The organism is Urechidicola sp. KH5 (assembly GCF_054661455.1).
On sequence record NZ_BAAFSW010000002.1, the window covers coordinates 222,746 to 246,680 of the forward strand.

Annotated in this window: 20 protein-coding genes; 10 read left to right on the forward strand and 10 right to left on the reverse strand. The window is 34.6% G+C overall.

What is annotated here, in order from left to right; genetic code table 11:
- Positions 1 to 25: 25 nt before the first annotated feature.
- Complete coding sequence (locus tag ACYQ5R_RS05640) at positions 26 to 967, reverse strand: bifunctional riboflavin kinase/FAD synthetase (RefSeq protein ID WP_460189945.1); 942 nt, start codon at positions 965 to 967, stop codon at positions 26 to 28.
- 389 nt (positions 968 to 1,356) lie between these two features.
- On the opposite strand from ACYQ5R_RS05640, the gene ACYQ5R_RS05645 reads away from it, so the two are divergent.
- The 6 genes from ACYQ5R_RS05645 (at position 1,357) to ACYQ5R_RS05670 (ending at position 11,264) form a co-directional block, all read left to right on the forward strand.
- The gene (locus tag ACYQ5R_RS05645) at positions 1,357 to 1,548 is read left to right on the forward strand and encodes a T9SS type A sorting domain-containing protein (protein ID WP_460190498.1); all 192 of its coding nucleotides are present in this window, start codon (positions 1,357 to 1,359) and stop codon (positions 1,546 to 1,548) included.
- On the forward strand, positions 1,545 to 5,357 hold the full coding sequence (locus tag ACYQ5R_RS05650; protein WP_460189946.1) for a thrombospondin type 3 repeat-containing protein: 3,813 nt from the start codon (positions 1,545 to 1,547) through the stop codon (positions 5,355 to 5,357). The genes ACYQ5R_RS05645 and ACYQ5R_RS05650 overlap by 4 nt, the downstream gene beginning before the upstream one ends.
- A 25-nt stretch (positions 5,358 to 5,382) precedes the next feature.
- Positions 5,383 to 6,282, forward strand: coding sequence for a PorP/SprF family type IX secretion system membrane protein (locus tag ACYQ5R_RS05655; RefSeq protein WP_460189947.1), 900 nt, complete (start codon positions 5,383 to 5,385; stop codon positions 6,280 to 6,282).
- 155 nt (positions 6,283 to 6,437) lie between these two features.
- Complete coding sequence (locus ACYQ5R_RS05660; RefSeq protein ID WP_460189948.1) at positions 6,438 to 9,254, forward strand: TonB-dependent receptor; 2,817 nt, start codon at positions 6,438 to 6,440, stop codon at positions 9,252 to 9,254.
- 181 nt (positions 9,255 to 9,435) lie between these two features.
- The gene (atpD, locus tag ACYQ5R_RS05665; RefSeq protein WP_460189949.1) at positions 9,436 to 10,944 is read left to right on the forward strand and encodes a F0F1 ATP synthase subunit beta; all 1,509 of its coding nucleotides are present in this window, start codon (positions 9,436 to 9,438) and stop codon (positions 10,942 to 10,944) included.
- A gap of 41 nt (positions 10,945 to 10,985) precedes the next feature.
- Positions 10,986 to 11,264, forward strand: a complete 279-nt coding sequence (locus ACYQ5R_RS05670; RefSeq protein ID WP_460189950.1) for a hypothetical protein — start codon at positions 10,986 to 10,988, stop codon at positions 11,262 to 11,264.
- 278 nt (positions 11,265 to 11,542) lie between these two features.
- Here the strand turns inward: ACYQ5R_RS05670 and ACYQ5R_RS05675 are convergent, their stop codons facing one another.
- Positions 11,543 to 12,385, reverse strand: a complete 843-nt coding sequence (locus ACYQ5R_RS05675; RefSeq protein WP_460189951.1) for an OmpA/MotB family protein — start codon at positions 12,383 to 12,385, stop codon at positions 11,543 to 11,545.
- 123 nt (positions 12,386 to 12,508) lie between these two features.
- Here ACYQ5R_RS05675 and ACYQ5R_RS05680 point away from each other — a divergent pair, with 123 nt between their 5' ends.
- Entirely contained in the window at positions 12,509 to 13,510 is a 1,002-nt protein-coding gene (locus ACYQ5R_RS05680; RefSeq protein ID WP_460189952.1) for an FAD:protein FMN transferase, read from the forward strand.
- Between the two features lies 1 nt (position 13,511).
- Here the strand turns inward: ACYQ5R_RS05680 and ACYQ5R_RS05685 are convergent, their stop codons facing one another.
- The 6 genes from ACYQ5R_RS05685 to gpmI all read right to left on the reverse strand — a co-directional run bounded on the left by ACYQ5R_RS05685 (position 13,512) and on the right by gpmI (position 17,815).
- On the reverse strand, positions 13,512 to 13,721 hold the full coding sequence (locus ACYQ5R_RS05685; RefSeq protein ID WP_460189953.1) for a hypothetical protein: 210 nt from the start codon (positions 13,719 to 13,721) through the stop codon (positions 13,512 to 13,514).
- A gap of 306 nt (positions 13,722 to 14,027) precedes the next feature.
- Positions 14,028 to 14,396, reverse strand: a complete 369-nt coding sequence (locus ACYQ5R_RS05690) for a DUF423 domain-containing protein (RefSeq protein ID WP_460189954.1) — start codon at positions 14,394 to 14,396, stop codon at positions 14,028 to 14,030.
- A 7-nt stretch (positions 14,397 to 14,403) separates the two neighbouring features.
- Positions 14,404 to 15,168, reverse strand: coding sequence for a class I SAM-dependent methyltransferase (locus ACYQ5R_RS05695; RefSeq protein WP_460189955.1), 765 nt, complete (start codon positions 15,166 to 15,168; stop codon positions 14,404 to 14,406).
- Between the two features lie 4 nt (positions 15,169 to 15,172).
- The gene (locus ACYQ5R_RS05700; protein WP_460189956.1) at positions 15,173 to 15,484 is read right to left on the reverse strand and encodes a cupin domain-containing protein; all 312 of its coding nucleotides are present in this window, start codon (positions 15,482 to 15,484) and stop codon (positions 15,173 to 15,175) included.
- Entirely contained in the window at positions 15,485 to 16,294 is an 810-nt protein-coding gene (gene map, locus ACYQ5R_RS05705) for a type I methionyl aminopeptidase (protein ID WP_460189957.1), read from the reverse strand.
- 3 nt (positions 16,295 to 16,297) lie between these two features.
- Positions 16,298 to 17,815 (reverse strand): 2,3-bisphosphoglycerate-independent phosphoglycerate mutase, encoded by a 1,518-nt coding sequence (gpmI, locus tag ACYQ5R_RS05710; RefSeq protein ID WP_460189958.1) that lies wholly within the window; start codon positions 17,813 to 17,815, stop codon positions 16,298 to 16,300.
- A 254-nt stretch (positions 17,816 to 18,069) separates the two neighbouring features.
- Between gpmI and ACYQ5R_RS05715 the strand changes: the two genes are divergently transcribed.
- Together ACYQ5R_RS05715 and ACYQ5R_RS05720 are read left to right on the forward strand one after the other, a co-directional pair.
- Positions 18,070 to 18,522 carry an ankyrin repeat domain-containing protein gene (locus ACYQ5R_RS05715; RefSeq protein WP_460189959.1) on the forward strand — a complete coding sequence of 151 codons (453 nt, stop codon included), beginning with the start codon at positions 18,070 to 18,072 and terminating at the stop codon, positions 18,520 to 18,522.
- Between the two features lie 159 nt (positions 18,523 to 18,681).
- Positions 18,682 to 18,957 (forward strand): rhodanese-like domain-containing protein, encoded by a 276-nt coding sequence (locus ACYQ5R_RS05720; RefSeq protein ID WP_460189960.1) that lies wholly within the window; start codon positions 18,682 to 18,684, stop codon positions 18,955 to 18,957.
- A 55-nt stretch (positions 18,958 to 19,012) separates the two neighbouring features.
- Here the strand turns inward: ACYQ5R_RS05720 and ACYQ5R_RS05725 are convergent, their stop codons facing one another.
- Together ACYQ5R_RS05725 and alaS are read right to left on the reverse strand one after the other, a co-directional pair.
- Positions 19,013 to 19,954, reverse strand: a complete 942-nt coding sequence (locus ACYQ5R_RS05725; protein WP_460189961.1) for a GSCFA domain-containing protein — start codon at positions 19,952 to 19,954, stop codon at positions 19,013 to 19,015.
- Positions 19,955 to 20,120: 166 nt separating this feature from the next.
- Positions 20,121 to 22,733, reverse strand: a complete 2,613-nt coding sequence (gene alaS, locus ACYQ5R_RS05730) for an alanine--tRNA ligase (protein ID WP_460189962.1) — start codon at positions 22,731 to 22,733, stop codon at positions 20,121 to 20,123.
- Between the two features lie 135 nt (positions 22,734 to 22,868).
- On the opposite strand from alaS, the gene ACYQ5R_RS05735 reads away from it, so the two are divergent.
- Positions 22,869 to 23,840: a M23 family metallopeptidase gene (locus ACYQ5R_RS05735; RefSeq protein WP_460189963.1), complete on the forward strand. Its 972-nt coding sequence runs from the start codon at positions 22,869 to 22,871 to the stop codon at positions 23,838 to 23,840.
- Positions 23,841 to 23,935: the final 95 nt, after the last annotated feature.

Sequence of the window (23,935 nt, forward strand, 5' to 3'; positions counted from 1 at the left end):
TACGCATTTTTAACAAAGCGCAAATTTAGGAAATAGATGTTAGATTATGGATAATGTCTTGAGAAATACTTTGGTCTTTTTGTAATTGAAGTTTTAGCTCATCTAAAGACTCAAATTTTATTTCTTCTCTTAAGAATTGAATCAATTTAACCGTAATAGTTTGATCATATAAATTACCTTTAAAATTCAGAAAATTAACTTCAATGGTTTGGCTTTTCCCATCAATTGTTGGGCGATTTCCAATATTCATCATGCCAAAAATCTCTTTTTCTTTGATATTACTTTTAACAACGTATACACCATTTTTAGGTATCAGTTTATATGGTTCTTCAACACTAATATTAGCTGTGGGATAACCTAATTTACTTCCAATATTATTACCTTTTGTCACTGTTCCTGTTATAGAGAATTCATACCCTAGGTAATTATTGGCAGTTTGAATTTGTCCATTTAATAGCGCATTTCTAATTTTAGTAGAGCTTACAGTTACATCGTTTAAATATTGGGCAGGTATTTCTTCGAGTTCAAAACCAAACATATTTCCGTATTCTTGTAGCTGCTCAAAATTACCTTCACGATTTTTTCCGAAATGATGATCATACCCAATGATTAGTTTTGAAATGTTCAGTTTGTTTACCAAGACTTCTCTTACAAATTCAAAAGCTGTCATCCTCGAAAATTCTTTGTTAAACGGATGAACAATTAAATGGTCTAGGCCCATTTGCTCAAGCAACAAAGACTTTTCTTGAAGTGTATTAATAAGCTTAATTTCAAAATCTTTTTGAAGTACCATTCTAGGATGTGGAAAAAAAGTAAGAATTACTGATTGCTCATTACTAGCTTTAGAATTTGATAATAATTGTTCTATTATCTTTTGATGCCCAACATGCACACCATCAAAAGTACCAATGGTTAATATGGTCTTTTTTGTAGAAGAAAAATTTGAAAAATCTGATGTAATTTTCAAGAGGCTTGAACTAATAAATTCGCTTACAAAGTTAGAATTTTCTTAATGAGAATTCGTTTAAATCGTTGCTATTTTTAATAAAGGAATCTAAATTTATGACTTTGGTCTAGTAAATAATGTTACTGCTTCAGTTTTAACAATAAACACCATAACTAACTATGAAGGCATGAGAAATACTTGAATGGTAGTGCTTTTTAATTTTAGAATCCAAGCATACTTTGAGATGGCAATCAAAATTCTTAATGTTTAGAAGCTTTAAATTAGACAATTTACTTAGTTGAAAACCTGAGTATTCTTGAATTTAATTTTAAAAGTTTTAAATTGTACCCCAATCCATCAAATGGAGATTTGACTGTCTCTTTTGAAACTGATACAAATCATGATATAGAATATCGGTATTTGATGTGCTTGAAAAAGAATTATATAAAACAGAAAGTTCAACCTTAACAAATACATTTACGATGCAATTACCCTTTACAAACTTCTCAGACGGTATTTATATACTTAATGTAAAACAGCAAAATCATGTAATCTCACGACAATCTATTATTAACAAAGAAACAATCAAATTAGCTTTATGAAAATGAAATTCCCAAATTTCGTTTTTGGTTTATTTATGTTGTTATCAATCACAACGAATGCTCAGTCCAATGATGGATTGTGGACAAAAATGAGTGATACAGATAAACAGCAAATTCAGAACCAAAAAGATTTAGACCAAAAGAAGTACTATCAATTAAATTTTGAATCACTTAGAACCACATTAGAGAATGCTCCAAAAAGAGGAGAAGTTTCAGGTCGTTCAAGTATAGTAGTACAGTTTCCAGATGATAAAGGAGTTATGCAATCATTTAGTGTTGTAGAGGCTCCTGTGTTTTCACCAGAATTGCAGGCGAGATATCCTGAGATAAGATCCTATGCTGGTCAAGGTATTGATAATCCAACCGCAACAATTAGGTTTAGTATATCGCCTCAAAAAGGATTGAGCAGTACTGTATTGTCTAATGGGAAAACAGTATTTATTGAGCGTTTAACTAAAGATTCTGAAAACTATTTGGTTTATACAAGGTCGGCTAACAGCGAAGCTGCTGATTTTGTTTGTGAAACCGAGTATATGAAATCAAACACCAATTTTGATATGGCTGCTGCAAGAAATGCTGATGACGGAAAGCTTAGAACCTTTCGTTTAGCATTAGCTTGTACTGGTGAGTATGCTACTTTTCATGGCGGTACCGAAGCAGGAGTTTTAGCAGCAATGAACGCAACTATGACTAGAGTAAATGGAGTTTTTGAAAGAGATGTAGCATTAACGATGGTGATGGTAGATAATACAAGTATTATATTTTATGACGCTGATACAGATCCATATACTAATAGTAATGGAGGCGCAATGTTAGGTCAAAATCAAACAACTTGTGATAATAATATTGGAACTGCAAATTACGACATTGGCCATGTATTTAGTACAGGTGGCGGTGGAGTTGCTTATTTAAACTCACCTTGTAATGGTAATAAAGCAGGGGGTGTTACTGGTTCATCTTCTCCGCAAGGAGATACCTTCGATATTGATTATGTTGCTCATGAAATGGGACATCAATACGGAGGAAACCATACTCAAAATAATCCTTGTAATGCTTCGGCCGTTTCTGTAGAACCGGGTAGTGCTTCTACAATTATGGGTTATGCAGGTATTTGTGCTCCAAATGTTCAGAATAACAGCGATGACTATTTTCATGGAGAGAGTATTAAGGAAATGTGGGCAAATATATCTACAGGTGCTAGTCAATGTGCAGCACAGTCAGACACTTACAATGCAGCACCAGTAGCAAATGCAGGAGCAGATTTTACGATTCCTGCTTCAACTCCATTTGTATTAAATGGAGCAGCTACAGATGCAGATACGGGCGATGCTTTAACTTATTGTTGGGAACAAATAGATGCCCAATTTGCAACAATGCCACCAGTATCAACCTCAACGGGTGGACCAGCATTTAGATCATTATTACCAAATACTTCACCTGACAGGTATATGCCAGATTTCTCTACAGTATTAGGAGGATCAACGGCATCAACTTGGGAAGTAGTTCCATCAGTAAGTAGAACAATGAACTTTTCGTTAACAGTTAGAGATAATGTAGCAGGTGGTGCAGGTTCAGGATCAGATGAAATGATAGTTACAGTAGATGATGCAGCAGGACCGTTTGCTGTTACATCGCAAACAGCTGCAGTTACGTGGGATGCGGGTACTACTCAAACTATTACTTGGGATGTTGCAGGTACTGATAGTGGTGCAGTAAACACACCAAATGTAGATATTTATATTACTCCAGATAATGGTGCAACATTTGTTCAGGTAGCTAACGATGTTCCTAATAATGGGTCAGCAGATATTACGGTTCCTTTAGGAGCTATAACTTCAAACGGTAGAGTAATGGTTCGAGGTGCAGGTAATATTTTTTATGCCATTAACAGTGCCAATATTACAATTCAAGAATCTGAATTTGTGATGGCTTTTGCCAATACAACTCAAGATATTTGTGCTCCTGGGAGTATTGATTACAATTTTACGTATAATACTTTTTTAGGATTTACAGAAACTACAACATTTTCTGCTGCGGGAAATCCAGCAGGAACAACAGTTAGTTTTTCGCCAACATCTGCCTCTGTAGATGCCACAGCTGTTACTTTAACTGTTAGTGGAATTACAGATGCGATGGCGGGTAATCATACAATTACAATAACAGGAACATCTGCATCGGTTACAAAATCTGTAGATGTTTCTTTAAATGTTTATAGTGCCTCGTTTAATGCATTAGTTCCGTATGCTCCAGCAGATGGAGCAGTTGGAGTGTTACCTCCTGCAGTTTTAGAATGGAATATAGATAGCAATGCTACTACTTATTTTGTAGAGGTGGCATCAGATAGTGGTTTTACTACTATTGCAGAAAGCGCAACGGTATCTGGACCATCATATGAAACGACAACGTTAGATGTGGATACTATGTACTATTGGAGAGTAACACCTTCAAACGATTGTGGTTCTGGCACTGCTTCTGCAGTAAGTAGTTTTACAACAGCAAATATTGTTTGTGATAGCTTTGCTTCGACTGATGTGCCAGTGTCTATTTCTTCAAGTGGAACGCCACAAATAACTTCAACCCTACTTATTACTGAAGGAGTGTCAATCTCTGATTTAGATGTTCAAATAGATGTTACACATACCTGGATAAGTGATTTAACTGTAAGTTTGACAAGTCCTGAAGGTACTACCATTATTCTTTCAGGGCAAAATGGAAGTAATGGAGATGATTATTCAAACACTTATTTTGATGACGAAGCAACTACAGCTATTACGGGAGGAACACCACCTTATGCAGGATCTTTTATTCCTGAAGAAGCTCTTAGTACTTTTGATGGAGAAGCGAGTGTTGGTACTTGGACACTAACAATTTCTGATGCCTTTAATATGGATGGAGGAAGTTTAAATAGTTGGACTGTTTTTACATGTGGAGAGCCAATTTCTGATGCCGATGCTGATGGCGTTGAAGATGATGTAGATAATTGTCCTACAGTAGCTAATGCTGATCAAGCAGATTTAGATGGCGATGATATTGGAGATGTTTGTGATGACGATGATGATAACGATGGGATATTAGATACAGTGGATAATTGCCCAACATCTCCAAATACAGATCAATCAGATATTGATGGAGACGGAATAGGTGATACTTGTGATGACGATATTGATGGAGATAGTATTTTAAATGGAGATGATAATTGTCCTTTGGTAGCAAATTCAGACCAATCGGATATTGATGGCGATGGTTTTGGAGATGCATGCGATGACGATATGGATGGAGACGGAATTATGAATGCTGATGATAATTGTCCGATGACTCCAAATCCAGATCAATCTGATAACGATTCAGATGGCATTGGGGATATTTGTGATGACGATGATGATAATGATTTGGTTTTAGATATTGATGACAACTGTCCGATGACACCGAATGCAGACCAATCCGATGTAAATTTTGATGGAATTGGAGATGTATGTGAAGATTGTGATGGAGATGGTATAATTAATTATTACGATGAAGATAGTTGTGAAATGATAGTAAATGAAGGTTTCTCTCCAAATAATGATGGAAATAACGATACTTGGATAATAGAGAATATTGAGCTGTATCCAAACAATAAAGTTCAGGTATTTAATCGTTGGGGAACTTTAGTATATGAAAAAGTTGGATATGAGAATACTTGGGATGGAGTTGCAACCAAAGGTAGCTCAAACGGAGATAAGCTACCTGTAGGATCTTATTTCTATACCCTAGAATCCAACGAACTCGGTGTTCCGAATGTTCAAGGTTGGCTCTATATTAACTATTAATCACTAATGAAAATCAAATAATAAAATGAAACAATTTAGATATATAATGGTTTTCGCAGTGTTAATGATAAGCGGAACCTTATTTGCACAGCAAGAACCAACATTTACCATGTACAAATACAATATGAATATTTTTAATCCAGGGTATGTTGGTGCAAGCGGATATACGGAGTTAAATATGAATATTCGAAGTCAATGGAGTAATGTAGATGGTGCCCCTCAAACACAAAGCCTATCTTTTATTAGACCAATGAACGATAAGGTTGCTCTCGGTATTTCTATTCTGAATGATAAAGTAGATGTCATAAAGGAAACGGATGTAGCAGTTGATTTTTCATATCGTGTAATGCTTGATGAGAACGCAGATTTATACCTTGGTGTAAAAGGTGGTTTTTATTCTTTCAAGGCTGATTTAACAGAAAAGGGAATTCAAGGCGATCCATTGTTTGACCAAAATATCAGTAGAATCAATGGTATTTTTGGTGCTGGAGCATACTTGAAAATGCAAAGGTTCTATGCAACTTTATCCGTACCTAACTTTTTGGGTGGGCAACGTGTAGAAGATGACGATTTGGGAACAGGTAATTATACAGAAGCAAGAGATAAATTGCACGTTTATACGGGAGCAGGTTATTCATTTGATTTATCTGAAAATCTTAAATTGGAACCATCGGTTTTAGCACGTATTGTTCAAGGTGCACCAGCAAGTTTTGACTTGAATGCCATGGCAGTAATTAACGATAAATTTGAATTTGGAGGCTCTTATAGAATAGACGATTCTTTTAGCGCAATAGCTATGTTGCAGTTAACGGATTGGATGGAGTTAGGCTACGCCTATGAATTTACAACTTCAGAAATTAATAATTATAGTAATGGTTCTCACGAGTTTATGTTGCGCTTTAATTTAAGTGGTTCTTCAGAGTAAATCATTTTAATTCAGAATATTACAAGAGGTGAATTTTTACATTTGCCTCTTTTTTTGATCTAAAAAATGAGATTCTTCTCAATATTTATCCTATTTTTTATGATTTTTAGAAAAAAACTGTATTTTGCACTAGTATAATTAACAAGACTAATATTATGAAAAAATTACTGTGTGCTCTTACAGTACTATTTAGTATCAGTATTTTAGGACAAACTACAGTTACGGGAAAAGTAACTGACCAAGCTTCAGGACAACCAATACCTGGTGCAAATGTGAAAGTAGAAGGTAAATCTTTAGGAACTTCTGCTGATTTTGAAGGCAACTTCACTCTAGATGTATCAGAGACCCCGCCATTTTTTATTGAAGTCTCTATAATAGGTTACAGTACTCAGCGTATTGAGATTACTCAAACTAACCAAGAAGTAACTGTTGCATTAGAAGAAACAACAACATCATTAGATGAAGTAGTAGTTTCGGCTTCTAGAACTCCAGAGCGCATCATGGAATCTCCAGTTACTATAGAGCGCATGGATATCCGCGATATTAGAAATACATCTTCACCTTCTTTTTACGATGGATTAAATAATTTAAAAGGAGTAGATATTAATACGAACTCATTAACGAATAAGAGTGTTAATACACGTGGTTTTGCAACGTTTGCCAATACGAGGTTTTTACAATTAGTAGATGGCATGGATAACTCGTCTCCAGCATTGAATTTTGCTCTTGGTAATTTGCTTGGTATGAGTGATCTTGATGTGGCTACGGTTGAAATTTTGCCAGGGGCAGCTTCTGCTTTATATGGTGCTAATGCATTTAACGGAGTACTATTTATGAACAGTAAGAATCCTTTTGAAAGTCAAGGATTTAGTGCATATGCAAAAACAGGTTTAACATCTTCAAGCAATGCTGGAGATAATAACTACATAGATTTTGGATGGAGAGGAGCTTTTGCTTTTAGTGATAAATTTGCGGCGAAGGTATCTTTCTCATTTTTAAAAGGTACAGAGTGGTACGCAACGGACTATAACCAGTATATAGATCAAGGTGCTGGGAATCCAGACCTTATTGCTCCAGTGGATCCTACTGCAACTCAGTTTAACAGATTAAACGTTTATGGTGATGAGGTTGCATTAACTTTAGATTACGATGCTATTGCCGGCACGCCTGCAGGCACATTTGGTACTTCAACAGTTTCTAGAACAGGATATAATGAGGTTGATTTAACAGACTACGATGCTCGCAGTGCAAAAGCAGATATCTCTTTAAACTATCGTCCTAACGGAGATGATTTAGAAATTATTTATAACGCTAAGTTTGGTCATGGAAACACCATTTATCAAGGTGCAAACAGATATAATATTAAAAACTTCTTTATGCAACAGCATAAATTAGAAATAAGAAACAACAACTTTTTCTTGAGAGGTTATTTAACAAGTGAAGATGCTGGAGACTCATATGATATGTTATTTACTGGTGTAAATATGAATATTGAAACTTCTCCGCAATGGTATGCTACTTATGCTCAAACATATTTAGGAGCAATTACAGGTGCAATACCAGGTGTTCCTGCAGGAGATCCAGATGTTGCGAATACAGTTGCAAGACAACAATCTGATGCTGTGGCTACACCTCAGCCTGGAACACCTGAATTTCAAGAATTATTTGATAGGATTACTCAGGATCCTGATTTGCAGACTGGATCTAAATTTCAAGATAATACAAAATTGTATCACGTAGATGGTAATTATAATTTTGCACATCTATGGGATTGGGCTGATGTAATGGTTGGTGGTTCTTGGAGACAGTATTCATTAAACTCGAATGGAACTATTTTTACTGATTATGACGGACCTATTAACTACGATGAATACGGTGCTTATGCGCAAATTCAGAAAAAATTCTTAGACGATAGATTTAAGTTTACTGGATCTATTCGTTATGATAAAGCTCAAAATTTTGATGGTAATTTTTCACCAAGAGTTTCTTTTGCATATAGTGCAGGTCAAACAAGAAATCACAATTTTAGAGCATCATTCCAAACAGGATTTAGAAATCCAACTACACAAGATCAATATATTGGTTTAGATGCAGGTCAAGCTATCTTGGTTGGTTCTGCACCAGACAACTTAGATCGTTATATTTCTAGACCAATTAACGTAAGTCCATTAGGTCAATTAATAACTGGTTCGCCAACAGTTCAATTGTCTGGTAGAGCTGCTTATGAAAATTCGTTTACTTTAGAATCAGTTTTAGCAGGGGCTCCTGTAGTTGCAGATTTTGATTATGTGAAACCTGAAAAAGTAACAGCATTTGAAGTTGGTTACCGTGGATTATTAGGTAAGGTAACCGTAGATTTTAGTGCATACTATAACACATATGAGGACTTTATTGGAAATAAAACAGTTGTGTCTCCTTTATATGGTAATGTAGACTTATCAGATATTATTCCTTCACCACCATTACCAGCTCCAACACCTGCAGCTTTAGTAGCATTAAGTCAAGGAGACTTTCAACCATTCCAAGTTTATACAAATTCGGAAGCTGATATTTCTTCTTATGGAGCAGGTTTAGGATTGAGTACAAAAGTATTTGGTGATTATAATTTAGGATTTAACTATACTTGGGCCAAGTTTGATTTTGATCAGTCTTCTGACCCAGATTATGAGGCTGGATTTAATACGCCAGAGCATCAAGTTAAAGCTTCTTTTGGAAATGCGAATGCATTTAAAAACTTTGGATTTAACGTTAACGTTCGTTGGAATGATGAGTACTTATGGGAGTCTACTTTTGCAGATGCGCTTATTGAAGACCGTTTCTTATTAGATGCTCAGGTGAGTTATGCAATACCTTCAATTAAATCATTGATAAAAGTTGGAGGGGCCAACCTAGGAGGTAAGGAGTATTTTAGTGCTCCTGGTAACGGATTGATCGGTTCTCAATACTTTGTTTCTTGGACATTGAATCCGTAACAGATTAAATATAAAATTAAAGATTAAGCACTGCTATATTTTTAAAATTTAGCGGTGTTTTTTTATCTAAAAAAATAACTGCTTTTACTTTAATATTTCCATTGAAATAAAGTATCTTTGCACCTTGAAAATAGAGGGTAAGTCCTCTATCTTAAAAAGTTAACAATAAAGAGTTAAAATAATGGCTAATATTTCAGGTAAAGTAGCACAAATTATCGGCCCTGTAATCGATGTTGAATTTGCATCAGGATCAGAGCTTCCTAAAATTTACGATTCATTAGAGATTAAAAGAGAAGATGGGTCAACGTTGGTATTAGAGGTGCAGTCTCATATTGGTGAAAACACCGTAAGAGCAATCTCTATGGATTCAACTGATGGTTTAAGTAGAGGTGTTGAAGCAGTTGCAACAGGTGCAGCAATTCAAGTGCCAGTAGGTGAAGATATCTACGGACGTTTATTTAATGTGACGGGTGATGCAATTGATGGATTAGGTAACTTACCTAAAACTGGAGATAACGGATTACCAATTCACCGTCAAGCTCCTAAGTTTGATGAATTATCAACTGCTACGGAAGTATTATTTACAGGTATTAAAGTAATTGACTTAATTGAGCCTTACGCAAAAGGAGGTAAAATTGGATTATTTGGAGGAGCCGGTGTAGGTAAAACCGTATTGATTCAGGAGTTAATTAACAATATTGCTAAAGGTCACGGTGGTTTATCAGTATTTGCTGGTGTAGGAGAGAGAACTCGTGAAGGAAATGACTTGATGAGAGAGATGTTAGAGTCTGGTATTATTAAGTATGGTGACGACTTTATGCACTCTATGGAAAATGGAGGATGGGATTTAACAAAAGTTGACAAAGAATTAATGAAAGAGTCTAAAGCTACTTTCGTATTCGGTCAGATGAATGAGCCTCCAGGAGCACGTGCTCGTGTTGCATTATCTGGATTAACAATTGCGGAGTATTTCCGTGATGGTGCTGGTGATGGTCAAGGTAAAGATGTATTATTCTTCGTAGATAACATTTTCCGTTTTACACAAGCTGGTTCTGAGGTATCTGCACTTTTAGGTCGTATGCCATCAGCAGTGGGTTACCAACCAACTTTAGCAACAGAAATGGGTGCGATGCAAGAGCGTATTACTTCAACTAAAAAAGGTTCTATTACATCTGTACAGGCGGTTTACGTACCTGCGGATGATTTAACGGATCCTGCTCCTGCAACAACCTTTGCTCACTTAGATGCACAGACAGTATTGTCTCGTAAGATTGCTTCTTTAGGTATTTACCCAGCGGTAGATCCGTTAGATTCATCTTCAAGAATCTTAACTCCAGAAATTATTGGAGAAGATCATTATAACTGTGCTCAAAGAGTAATCATGTTATTACAACGTTATACAGAGCTTCAAGATATTATCGCCATCTTAGGTATGGAAGAATTATCAGAAGACGATAAATTAGTAGTACACCGCGCACGTAGAGTACAACGTTTCTTATCACAACCTTTCCACGTTGCTGAGCAGTTTACAGGTATACCAGGTGTATTAGTAGATATTAAAGATACCATCAAAGGATTTAACATGATAATGGATGGTGAATTAGATAAATATCCTGAAGCAGCGTTTAACTTACGTGGCTCAATTGATGATGCAATTGAAGCTGGTGAGAAAATGTTAGCTGAAGCGTAATCAATTGACAATTGTCAATTAAATAATTATCAATTGAAATTATGAAGTTAGAAATTGTAACACCAGAAGCAACACTTTTAAACTCTGAAGTAAATTCTGTATCAGTACCTGGAGTGAACGGAGAATTTCAGATGTTAAACAATCACGCACCTATTGTTTCTTTATTAGGAAAAGGTAGTGTGAAGTTTAAAGGTGGAGCAGTTCAAATTGATGAAGCATTTCAAGATAAGTTTACCAAAGTTGATGGCGAGTATGTTTTAGCCATCAATAGTGGTACTATTGAAATGAAAGACAATAAAGTAATTATTTTAGCTGATTAAGTAGAAGTAATTATTACAAATATGAAATGCCCTGTATAGTTTTATACAGGGTTTTTTTAGTGCAGTATTTGGTCGATTTAAAATGATTTTAACAGTAAGTAATAGGTTTGAATAAAAAGAGACTCGTAGAGCCTAGATAGAACTGGTAAAGAAAAATTGCAACATGAATTACTTCACATCTATGCAATTATTAAACAACATAACTTATTCTTTAGAAACAACCATAAAAAAACCCATGCATTGCATGGGTTTTGATTTTATGTCAAGCTTAATATGTATTAAGGCTTTTGTTCTAGAATTTCGAAAAACTCTTCTAATTTAGGTAAGATTACAATACGAGTTCTTCTGTTTGCAGCTCTACCAGCAGCAGTATCATTTGTTGCAATCGGTAGGTATTCAGATCTACCAGCCGCAACCAATCGTGCCGGCTCAACTCCATGCTCATCTTGTAAAACTCTAACAACCGCTGTTGCACGTTTAACACTCAAATCCCAGTTGTCAACCATACCGTTTCTATTGATTGGCACATCATCAGTATATCCTTCAACCATTACTTCCATTCCTGGTTTCGTTTCGATTACCGTAGCTACTTTTCCTAAAATTTCTTTAGCTCTGTCTGAAACTGTAGAACTACCACTGTTAAATAATAACTTATCAGCAATAGTGATGTAAACTACTGTTTTTTCAACATCAACAGTAATATCTTCATCTTGAATACCATCTGCTAATTCTTTCGTTAACTGATATTTAATAGCTAAGTTAATTGAATCTTTACGAGTCATTGCATCGCGAATGCCATTAATATATTTATCTTTTTCACTCAATTGCGCAATCACTTCTTTAATACTTTCAGAAGAAGTTGTTGTTAACACCGTTAAGTTATCAACTTGTTGCAGAGCGTTACGCTTATCTTCTTGTAAATCTGAAACTTGCTTCTCTAATGAAGTTACTTGATTAGCATTTCTATCTTTTTCAATTAAACACTCTTGTAAACCAGCTTTTGCATCTACTAATTCTTGTTTTGTAGAAGCATGCGCTGCTTCAAGGTCAGCATATTTTTTTTGAGGTACACAGGATGCTAATAGAACCGTGCTAAGGGCTAGGAAAAATATTTTTTTCATTGATTTAAAATTTGAATTGCACAAAGTTATGAAAAAACACTTGTTCTTCACACTTTTGTATGGTAAATAGATTATTTTAACAAACAATTAACCGTACCTTTGAGGTTTAATTAATCCTAAAGCATGAAGCAAAAAGCATACCTTTTTTTATTTTTAGTCATTTTTTTCTCGTGTCAATCAGAACCTATAGAATATCAGTCTGTTAGAGGAGTAGCTTTTGGTACTACATATAGTATTACGTATGAAAATATACCAAATAAGGATTACACCATTGCTATAGATAGTCTTATAAACGTTATGAATCAATCCCTTTCAACTTATGTCCCCGATTCACAAATATCAAAAATAAACGATGGGGCGAGCACTTTTAAAGTAGATTCATATTTTGAAGAGGTTTTCATTAAATCAAACCGAATTTACGAAGAGACTGAAGGAATTTTTGATCCGACTATTGGCACGCTTGTTAATGCTTGGGGATTTGGTCCAGAAAAAGCACTTAATAATATTTCTGATACCCAAGTTGATTCTATGATGCAATATGTAGGTTTTGATAAAGTAACCCTAAATAATGGCGTAATTGTAAAAAGCAATCCAAATATATATTTTGATTTTAATGCCATTGCCAAAGGTTTTGGTATAGATATAATTGGTAGATTTTTAGAGCGTGAAGGAATTTCTAATTACTTGATCGAATTAGGAGGTGAAATTAGGGCTAAAGGAACCAATGAAAAAGGTGAATTTTGGCGAGTAGCGATTGAAGACCCAAATACAGATGGTTCTCGTTCTTATTCAAAAATTGTGACTTTGGAGAATGTTGCCATGGCTACTTCTGGAAATTATAGAAAATTTAATATTGACAATAATGGAAGGAAGTTTGTACATACTGTAAATGCACTAACTGGTTATGCTGAGGAGAGTGATTTGTTAAGCGCAACTGTGGTTGCACCATTAGATTGTGCAGATGTAGATGGTTATGCTACTGCATTTATGGCTATGGGATTGACCAAAACAAAAGATTTTCTGGGGAATCACCCAACAATAGAAGCTCACTTAATATATGCAAATGAGGCTGGAGAATTGCAATCTTTTACCACATCAAGACTTAAAGTAATGGCAGTAGATTAGTTTATCTTAAACCCAAAGCTTTTGTAATTTGTGCAGATAAATCCTCTACAACCATTATTACCACAATAATATCGATTAGGGTAACTACGACGTGAAATGCACCTTTAAATTGCATTTCAGCTCTAAAAGCAAACTCAAGTACCTCTAGAATTAAAAATTTAGAACCAAATAGTACAAGACATGCAGAGAAAAGAAGCAGAAATTTAGCCATAAACCCCTTTTTCTTTTTGAAGTAGTCACCAATCTTGTGTTCTATTTTAATAGTAATCACTAGTAATACCTGAAGAACGATTGCGGCAAATAACGAGATTGTAAAAGAGTCAATTTATACTAAATCCCAGTACTTATCAAACAAATTTAAAACCTTAAGATCTATAAGAATTGCTGTAAAGTAACCAATTTATAAACGTTGCTTGTTATTAATAGAACCAGTTAATTTTGATTGATCTTTTTCTTGCGTCATGATTGTTGATTTAACAATCAAATATAAATTTTAAAATCTTGAATTTTAGAATAACTATAGAAATTCTAAAAGTATTGAAATCCAACCTGCAACAAAAAGTAATCCACCAAGGGGCGTTATTGGACCTAAGAATTTAAGTTTTTTACCTTTTGAATCACTAAATACTAATCCATAAATGCTAAAACTAAATAAAATGATTCCGAAAGTAAAACACCAATACATGAAGGCTGGTGAATTTTCAAAGTTTAAACCAATAACCAATAATACCAGAGCATGGTACATTTGATATCGAACCCCAACTTCAAAACTTTTTAATTGATTTTCATTCAACACTTTTTTTAGTGCATGGGCACCAAATGCACCAAAAATTACAGAAAGTATTCCAAATACAGCACCAGTCATTATTACAATTTGTGAAGTCATATTAGTTTTATTTAGTTACTATAGGTAGTAATTCTCCTTGAGTGAGTGCAAAGGTTTCAATTTCTTGAGCTGTAAATTTTGATGTGTAATCAAGGGCATTTACTTTAAATCCAACTGATGCAAGTATGTCAAAATAATCCATACCATAAACACGTACATGATCGTATTGTCCAAAAATCTTAGTGCGCTCTTTTTTATCCGTAATAGAATCATCTTCAAAAGTAACCTCGCGATTCATGTCTAAGGGAATTTGGAAAATACCCATACCATTAGGTTTCATGATTCGATATAATTCTTGCATCGCTTTTTTATGATCTGGAATATGTTCTAAAACATGATTGCATAAAACAACATCAAAACTATTGTCTTCAAATGGTAAGTTACAAATATCAGCCTTTACATCTGCCAATGGAGAATATAAATCGGTTGTGGTATAATCTAAATTAGATTGCTTTCGAAATCTTTTATAGAAGGCTTGTTCAGGGGCTACATGCAGAACTTTTTTTGATACGTTAAAAAAGTCGGTTTCATTTTTTAAATATAACCATAATAGGCGATGTCTTTCAAGAGAAAGTGTACCAGGGGCCAATACATTTGCTCTTTGACTTGCATAACCGTATGGTAAAAATTTACGATAACTTTTACCATCAATAGGATCTTTATACGTATTGCCTTTTAAATACCAAGCTACAAATGGACGAACCCAATAACTCAATTTAATTAACAGAGGTCTAGGTATAAGGTTTAAAAAGAATTTAAATAATGCTGCCAAAGTTCTATTTATAATCTTCTCTTGCAGGAGAGAATACATCAGTTATTTTACAATCCGTTAATGCTTTTCCACCATGTTCAACATTCGACGGAATTGTAAGTATCATTCCTGGTTTCCAAATTTTGGTTTCACCATTACAAGTCATTTCAAATTCACCTTCAATAATATGAGTGCTTTGTTCATGTATATGCTGGTGCATAGGTAATTCAGCACCCGCTTTTACTTCCCAAAAGGCAATGGTAAAATTTTCAAGATGCACAAAACGCCCAAAAAATCCTGGAATAATCTCTTTTACAGGTACATCTTTAATTTTCATCTATAGATTTTGTCTAAACTCGTCTTCTTCGTTGCTTTCAATACCTAAAGCATCATAAATATATTTAAAGGTAGAAAGTAATTCTGGTTTACCATTCACTATGGCTACATCGTGTTCAAAATGCGCACTCATTTTTTTATCCTGAGTGGTTATCGTCCAACCATCACTATGGTGCTTGATCTTATGAGTACCAGCATTTATCATTGGCTCAATAGCAACCACCATGCCTTCTTTAAATTTCTTACCACGACCTCTTCTACCGTAATTTGGCATTTCAGGATCTTCATGCATTTTCTTGCCCAATCCATGACCTACCAATTCACGCACAACACCGTACCCGTGAGCTTCGCAGTAATTCTGAATAGCAAATCCAACGTCACCAACGCGGTTGCCAGCTTTAAATTCTCTAATTCCTACATAAAGACTTTCTTTGGTAACTTGTAATAGTTTTTTGATTTCAGGGGCTACCTCACCAACTTCAAAGGTGTAGGCGTGATCTCCATAGAATCCATTTTTTAACGCCCCACAATCAATGGATATAATATCACCTTCTTTTAAAAAGTCGTTGTTCGGGAATCCGTGAACAACTTGCTCATTCGGACTCATGCAAAGCGTATTAGGAAATCCGTAAAGGCCAAGAAACCCAGGATCTGCCCCATGGTCTCTAATAAAGGCTTCGGCTAATTTATCTAATTGCAAGGTTGTTACTCCTGGTTTTACTTCACTAGCAAGCATACCTAATGTTTTCGATACAATTAGGGCGCTTTCACGCATTAATTCAATTTCTTCTCTCGTCTTTATTTTAATCATAGCTTAAACTAATGAATGACGTGTCATAGCTTCTGGTTGTGCTACACCCATCAATTTTAAAATGGTAGGTGCCATATCTCCTAAAATACCATCTTTAATTTCTTCTAATTCGTTATCTATTAAAATAACTGGTACCGGATTTGTTGTATGTGCGGTATGAGGCGACCCATCTGGGTTAATCATAGTTTCACAATTACCATGATCTGCAATTAACAAGGTTGTATAGCCATGAGCCAAACCAGTTTCTATTACATCTTTTGCACAAATATCTACAGCTTCACAAGCTTTGATAGCCGCTTCCATTACTCCTGTGTGACCCACCATATCTCCATTTGCAAAATTCAAACAAACAAAATCAGTTGTTTCATTTTCTAATTCTGTAACAAGCGCATCTCTTAATTCATAGGCACTCATTTCTGGTTTTAAATCGTAAGTAGCAACTTTAGGTGAATTTCTTAAGATACGATTTTCTCCTTCAAAAGGCTCTTCTTGACCTCCTGAAAAGAAAAACGTAACATGCGGATATTTTTCTGTTTCTGCAATTCTAATTTGTCTTTTACCAGCCTTAGCTAAAACCTCTCCTAAGGTATCGCTTAAGTTTTCTTTGTTAAAGATTACTTTGATGCCTTTAAAAGTCTCATCATAATTTGTCATTGTCACAAAATACAAGTTTAACTTTTGCATGTTGTGCTCTTCAAAATTATTTTGACTTAACGCATTTGTTAACTCTCTACCTCTATCAGTTCTAAAGTTGAAGAAAATTACAACATCATCTTCCTTTAATGTAGCTTTTGGATTACCATCAGTATCGGTTAAAATAATTGGTTCTAAAAACTCATCAGTAATGTGGTTGTCATAATTCTTCTGAATTTCTGCAACAGCATCAGTTGTTTGAGAACCTACACCATTAACAATAGCATCATAAGCTAATTTAACACGTTCCCACCTATTATCTCTATCCATAGCATAATACCTACCAGTAACACTTGCTAATTCTGTATTTGTATTTGCACTATGTTCAACAATATCTTGAATAAAATCTTTTCCAGATTTTGGATCAACATCTCTACCATCAGTAAAAGCATGAATATATGAGTTTTCAACTCCTGCATTTTCAGCAGCATCTATTAATCCTTTAAGGTGATTGATATGAGAGTGCACTCCACCGTTACTAACTAATCCCAAAAAGTGAATTGGCTTATTGTTTGCTTTGGCGTGCGAAAAAGCTTCTTTTAAAACAACTTCATCTGCCAATGTGTTATTTTCAACAGCCATATTAATCTTAGCTAAATCTTGATATACAATTCTACCGGCACCTAGATTCATGTGGCCAACTTCACTGTTTCCCATTTGCCCTTCAGGTAAACCTACATGTAATCCATCTGTTCTCAAGGCAGCATTTGGATACTTTGTATACAAAGCATCTATATAAGGAGTTTGTGCGTTGTCTATAGCTGAAACTTTTGGATCTGGTGAAGTTCCCCATCCATCCAAAATCATCAAAATAACTTTTTTATTCATTGGTTTTATGTTCTAGTTGTTTTTAACGATTTGCAAAGATACGAAATGACGGTCTAAATGAAGTGTAAAGCTATTCCGAAATGGTTTTAGAAGATTAGGAAACAGCATAAAACTTAAAACGTGTTAAAAATTAATTATAAAAGAGGTGTTTTTTCTAATTATCGTTAAACAATGTTAAACAGTGTTAAACGCTGTAACACAAAGTTCAAATGTGGCGTCTTTTAGATAAATACTAATTTAAAAAAAATAATACCATGAAAAATGTACTATTAACTTCACTATTTATTGTTGCACTGAGCTTTGGTGCTTTTGCAACTGACACAAACTTAAATTCTGAAACTGAAACAAAAACTGAAAAGAAGAAAAAGAAAAAAGGAGAAGCTGTAGATTATCAAGCTACTACTTCAAACTATTACAATGTAATTAAGAGTAAAAATGTAAATACTTTTGTAAAGTTAATTCAATTAAACGATTACAATGCAGTTAAAAATTTGATTAATGCAGGAACAAACATTAATCAAAAAACTATGGGAATGACTCCATTAATGTATGCTGCGCGTCAGAATAAAACTCAGATTGTAGAGTTATTAATTCAAAATGGGGCACGATTAAAAACCAAATCTCAGAAAGGATTAACAGCATTAGATTATGCAAAAATGAGCGGAGCTCAAGAAAGTTACGATTTTATAAAAACAGCCTTAGATTAAGAGGAATGTAAGTTGAGTTGAGATGTTTGAAAAGTGTTCACATTTGTGAGCACTTTTTTTATTGTAACAGATGTTGCAAAGTATGTCAAAAAAACTTAGTTAATTTGCACTGTATTAACGATGATAAAATTTTTAAACATATTTAAACGCAAGCGCAACATGGATGAAATTCAAGAATATTTAGACAATGGAGCCGTAGTAATTGATGTACGAACAGTAGAAGAATATGCAGACGGACATGTACCAGGATCTACCAACATTGTTTTAGATACAATACCTGAAAGAGTGGAAGAAATTAAAGCTTTAGGATCTCAATTTATTGCAGTGTGCCGAAGTGGAGCAAGAAGTGGGAAAGCTACAGAATTTTTAAGCGAGGAGGGCTTAGATATTATAAATGGAGGCCCTTGGCAAATTGTTGATCAGTTTGTAGATTAATTCAAGCTTTATAAAACATAAAACCTCGCAAATTGCGGGGTTTTTTAATTTAGGTTTAAAATCGAATATTTATTTCTTCCAGCGTTGCAATTTTATTTTCTAGATTTTTAAGAAAAGTTTGATGCGCCTCAGAATTTGGATTAAATGGTTTATGATTTAAACCTCGTTGAATTTCTGCTACTTGCTGCATTGTGGGTTGGGCATTTTCTGAAATCCAAGATTGGCTAAAATGATCCCAGATATAATCTATAGCCATGGCTGAGGGGTGAATTAAATCCTCCTTATAAAAGCGATAGTCTCTTAAATCATCCATCATTATTTCAAAAGAAGGGTAATAGTAAACCTGATTTCTCTTATCTGTAATTTGGGCAATTGCAGAACGTAAATATGCTTTGCTAACACTGTTTTCTTCCACACCATCTTTAATATGCCTAATAGGAGAAAGGGTAAAAACAATATGAACATCTTTGTTGATGTTTTTGATTAGACAAATTATATTCTGAAGACTTGCTTCTATTTCGTCAACAGTCATTAACTCCTTAAGAAACTTTTTTTGTGGAACTTTATGACAATTTGCAACAACAGTATCTGATGCAATATGACGATATACCCAAGCTGTTCCTAAAGTAATTATGATGTGAGATGCTGAATTGATGGAGCTAAAACCAGTTCTAATTCCGGTGTTTAGGTTATTTAAAAGTAAGTTTTTGTTGATTGAACTTAAAGTAGAATGGGCTTCAAAACAGTGCCATTGCTCATTAAGATCAAAAATATCAGCTTCAGAATAAGTTCGCTCATTGGCAACATTAGTGACATAGGATTCAATCGCCTTAGGATGAAACATTATACCAAACGGATTTAGCGAAGTATTGAATTTAAAATATTCAAGTTTACTACCAATATTTTCAGAAAAGCAAGAACCTAATAACAAGACCTCTGAGTTGTAATCTATTTGATTGCGTTCTTTGTAAAGAGGAATCTGTGTTCTAAAGTTCATGCTGTAACAATTTTTAGATTAGGTATACTAATATATTGAATCTATAATATTCAAATCATGAGAGATTATATAATTATAAAAATAAAAGCTTTTAAAACAAGATTTATTAAGTTCTATTTCTTCCAAGTAAGAACCTTTAACCGCATGCTTGGAATCAACTAAAAGATTAATTTAAAAATTCTTTTACTTGTTCTAGAGCCTCAGGAATTCCTGAAGGATTCTTACCTCCTGCAGTAGCAAAAAATGGTTGGCCACCGCCACCACCTTGAATTAACTTTCCAAGTTCTCTAACTATTTGCCCTGCATTTAAATCCTTATCTGCGACAAGATTTTTAGCAATATAACAGGTTAACATAGCTTTGCCATTGTTTTCTGTTCCAGCAAAGAAGAATAAGTTTTCTACTTCGCCTCCTAATTCAAATGCCAAATCTTTAATAGCACCCTGATCTAGGTCTAATTTTTCAGCAATAAAATTAACACCATTTACAGATTGAATGTTAGCCTTTAAACTCGATTTTAAATTCTTTGCTTTGTCTTTTAGTAAAGCTTCAATTTGCTTTTTTAATGCGGCATTTTCGTCTTGTATTTGTTCGACGTATTTTACAGGGTTCTGAGAATTTTTCATTACCTGCTTAACAGCAGTATAATCTTTTTCTTGGTTTAAGTAATACTCAGAAACGCCATCAAGAGTTAAGGCTTCAATCCGTCTAATCCCTGAAGCAACAGCACTTTCAGATGAAATTTTAAACCACCAAATATCACCAGTGTTTTTTACGTGTGTTCCACCACATAATTCACGAGATTGCCCGAATTGAATCATACGAACAGTATCACCGTATTTCTCGCCGAATAAGGCTAAAGCCCCATTGTTAATTGCTTCATCCATCGGGATGTTTCTAAACTCTTGTAAAGGCAGTTTGCCACGTATACGAGCGTTCACAAAATCTTGAACATCTTGCAATTCTTTATCAGTAACTTTTGAAAAATGTGAAAAATCAAAACGCAGATACTTAGAGTGCACCGCAGATCCTTTTTGTTCAACATGGTCTCCTAGAACTTCCCTAAGTGCTTGGTGCAATAAGTGTGTAGCTGTATGGTTACAAGCTGTGCGATAACGTTGTTTTTCATCAACTTTTACTTTAAAACGCTCTGTTGGATCTTTAGGGAGGTCTTTTGCATAATGTACAATCAAATTATTTTCACGTTTGGTGTCAATAATATAAATTGTATCCCCATTACTTTTTTCGAGATACCCTTTATCCCCAACTTGTCCACCGCCTTCTGGATAAAAAGGAGTCATGTTAAAAACCAATTGATACATGTCTCCATCTTTCTTGGTTGCTATTTTTCTATAGCGTGCAATTTTAATGGTAGCTTCTAAAGTATCGTAACCAATAAAATCTTCAGTATCATCTTCAAAAAGAATTTGCCAATCATCTGTTTCAATTGCAGTTGCTTTTCTCGCACGTTCCTTTTGCTTATTTAATTCTTCCTGAAACTCAACAGTGTTATATGTTAAGTTATTCTCTCTAAGAATAAGGTCTGTTAAGTCTTCAGGAAAACCAAAAGTGTCTTTTAATTCAAACACTTTTTTACCAGATATTTTATCAGCAGTATTATTTGCAATTACAGCATCTAGTAGATTTAACCCTTGATCTAACGTTTTTAAGAAAGAATTTTCTTCTTCTTTTATAACGTTTTCTATTAATTGTTTTTGAACTTTTAACTCAGGAAATTGCTTGCTCATTTGTTTACTCAAAACAAACATCAACCTATAAATAAAAGCCTCTTTTTGATTCAAGAAGGTAAATCCGTAACGAATCGCTCGTCTTAAAATACGTCTAATTACATAACCAGCACCATTGTTACCAGGTAACTGACCATCAGCAATGGCAAAGGCAACAGCTCGAACGTGATCTGCAATTACACGAATAGCGATATCAATTTTTTCTTCTTTACCGTATTCAGTATTTGTAATAGTTTCAATTTCGCGAATTAACGGTGTAAATACATCAGTATCGTAATTAGACTGCACGCCTTGAATTACCATACACAAACGTTCAAACCCCATCCCTGTGTCAACATGTTTGTTTGGTAATTTTTCCAAAGATCCGTTAGCCAATCTGTTGAACTCCATAAATACTAAGTTCCAAATTTCAATAACCAAAGGATGGTCTTGATTGACTAAATCTTTACCTGGAATTTGTGCTTTCTCTTCGGCAGATCTTATGTCAACATGAATTTCAGAACATGGTCCGCATGGACCTTGAGCGCCCATTTCCCAAAAATTATCTTTTTTATTACCATTTAAAATGCGGTCTTCTGGTATAATTTCTTTCCAAAAATCATAAGCTTCTTGGTCAAATGGAATGCCATCTTCCTTATCTCCTTCAAAAACGGTAACATAAAGGCTGTCTTTGTCAATTTTGTATACGTCAGTTAGTAATTCCCAAGCCCAAGCAATAGCTTCTTTTTTAAAGTAATCTCCAAAACTCCAATTCCCCAACATTTCAAACATAGTGTGATGGTAGGTGTCCATTCCTACTTCTTCAAGGTCATTGTGTTTTCCAGATACACGCAAGCATTTCTGTGTGTCAGACACTCGAGCATCAACCACTTTTTTCTGCCCTAAAAAGTATTCTTTAAATGGCACCATACCTGCATTGGTAAACATCAATGTAGGGTCATTTTTTAATACCATTGGAGAAGATGGTACTATTTTGTGCGATTTTTCTTTAAAAAAATCTAAAAAGTGTTGTCTTATTTCTTGCGACCTCATACCGTATTTTTTAAAAGCTTGAGTATGTGTTAAAAGGCAGTACTCAAACATTTTGTAAATTTGCCTCAAATGTACCACAATATCTATAGTTGTGGCTCCGTTTTTAAAAGTGCAAATTTAAGATTTTTTACCCGTATGGCGAAAGTTAAATACTATTACGATTCAGAAACATTGTCTTATAAAAAGATTGAAACAAGAAAGCGTTCTGTGTTTACTAAAATCTTTGCAGGTCTATTGGCTGTAGCTATATCTATGGTGTTAGGGTTTATGGTGTTAACTAATTTTTGGGAAACACCTAATGAAAAGGCTATGATGCGCGAATTGGAGTATTTAAAGTTAAACGAATCTCTACATGCAAAACGGATAGAAAATTTTGAAGAAGTCTTACAAGACCTGCAAGAGCGTGATAATACCATTTATCGCACTTTTTTTGAATTAAACCCTATTCCAGACGAGCAGCGTACCGCTGGTTTTGGAGGGGTAAATAGATACTCTTCTTTAGAGAATTTTGAAAATTCTGAAATGGTAATAGACATTACCCAAAATTTAGATGTACTGTCTAAGCAATTAAAAATTCAATCTGAATCTTTGGATGAGATTGTTCGAAATGCAAAGAACAAAGAAGATTTGTTGGCAGCTATTCCTGCAATTCAACCTATTAAAAATGACGATTTAACTCGAATGGCTTCGGGATATGGTTGGAGAATTGATCCATTTACAAAAGCGCGAAAAAGACATTACGGAATGGATTTTACTGCACCTAGGGGAACTCCGGTTTTTGCCACAGGACCTGGTCGAATTACAAGAGCTGATTCTAGAGCTTCTGGTTTTGGTAAGCATATTCGTATTGATCATGGGTTCGGATATGAGACATTATATGCGCATTTAAGTAAGTATAATGTTCGTGTGGGCCAACGTGTAAAACGTGGAGATTTAATTGGATTTGTTGGAAATACTGGTAGGTCGCAAGCGCCGCATTTGCATTATGAAGTTAGAAAGAATAAGGAGCGAATCAATCCAATTAATTTTTACTACGGAAATTTATCCCCAATAGAGTTTGAGCGTATGCAAAAAGCCGCTCAAGTAGAGGGTCAGTCTTTAGATTAGAGTTCAACAACTGCATTTTTAACTCGGATTTGTCGGTTATTGAATAGTTAAGATTAGCACTTAATTTTCCTATCTTCGTATTCTTAATGTTACAT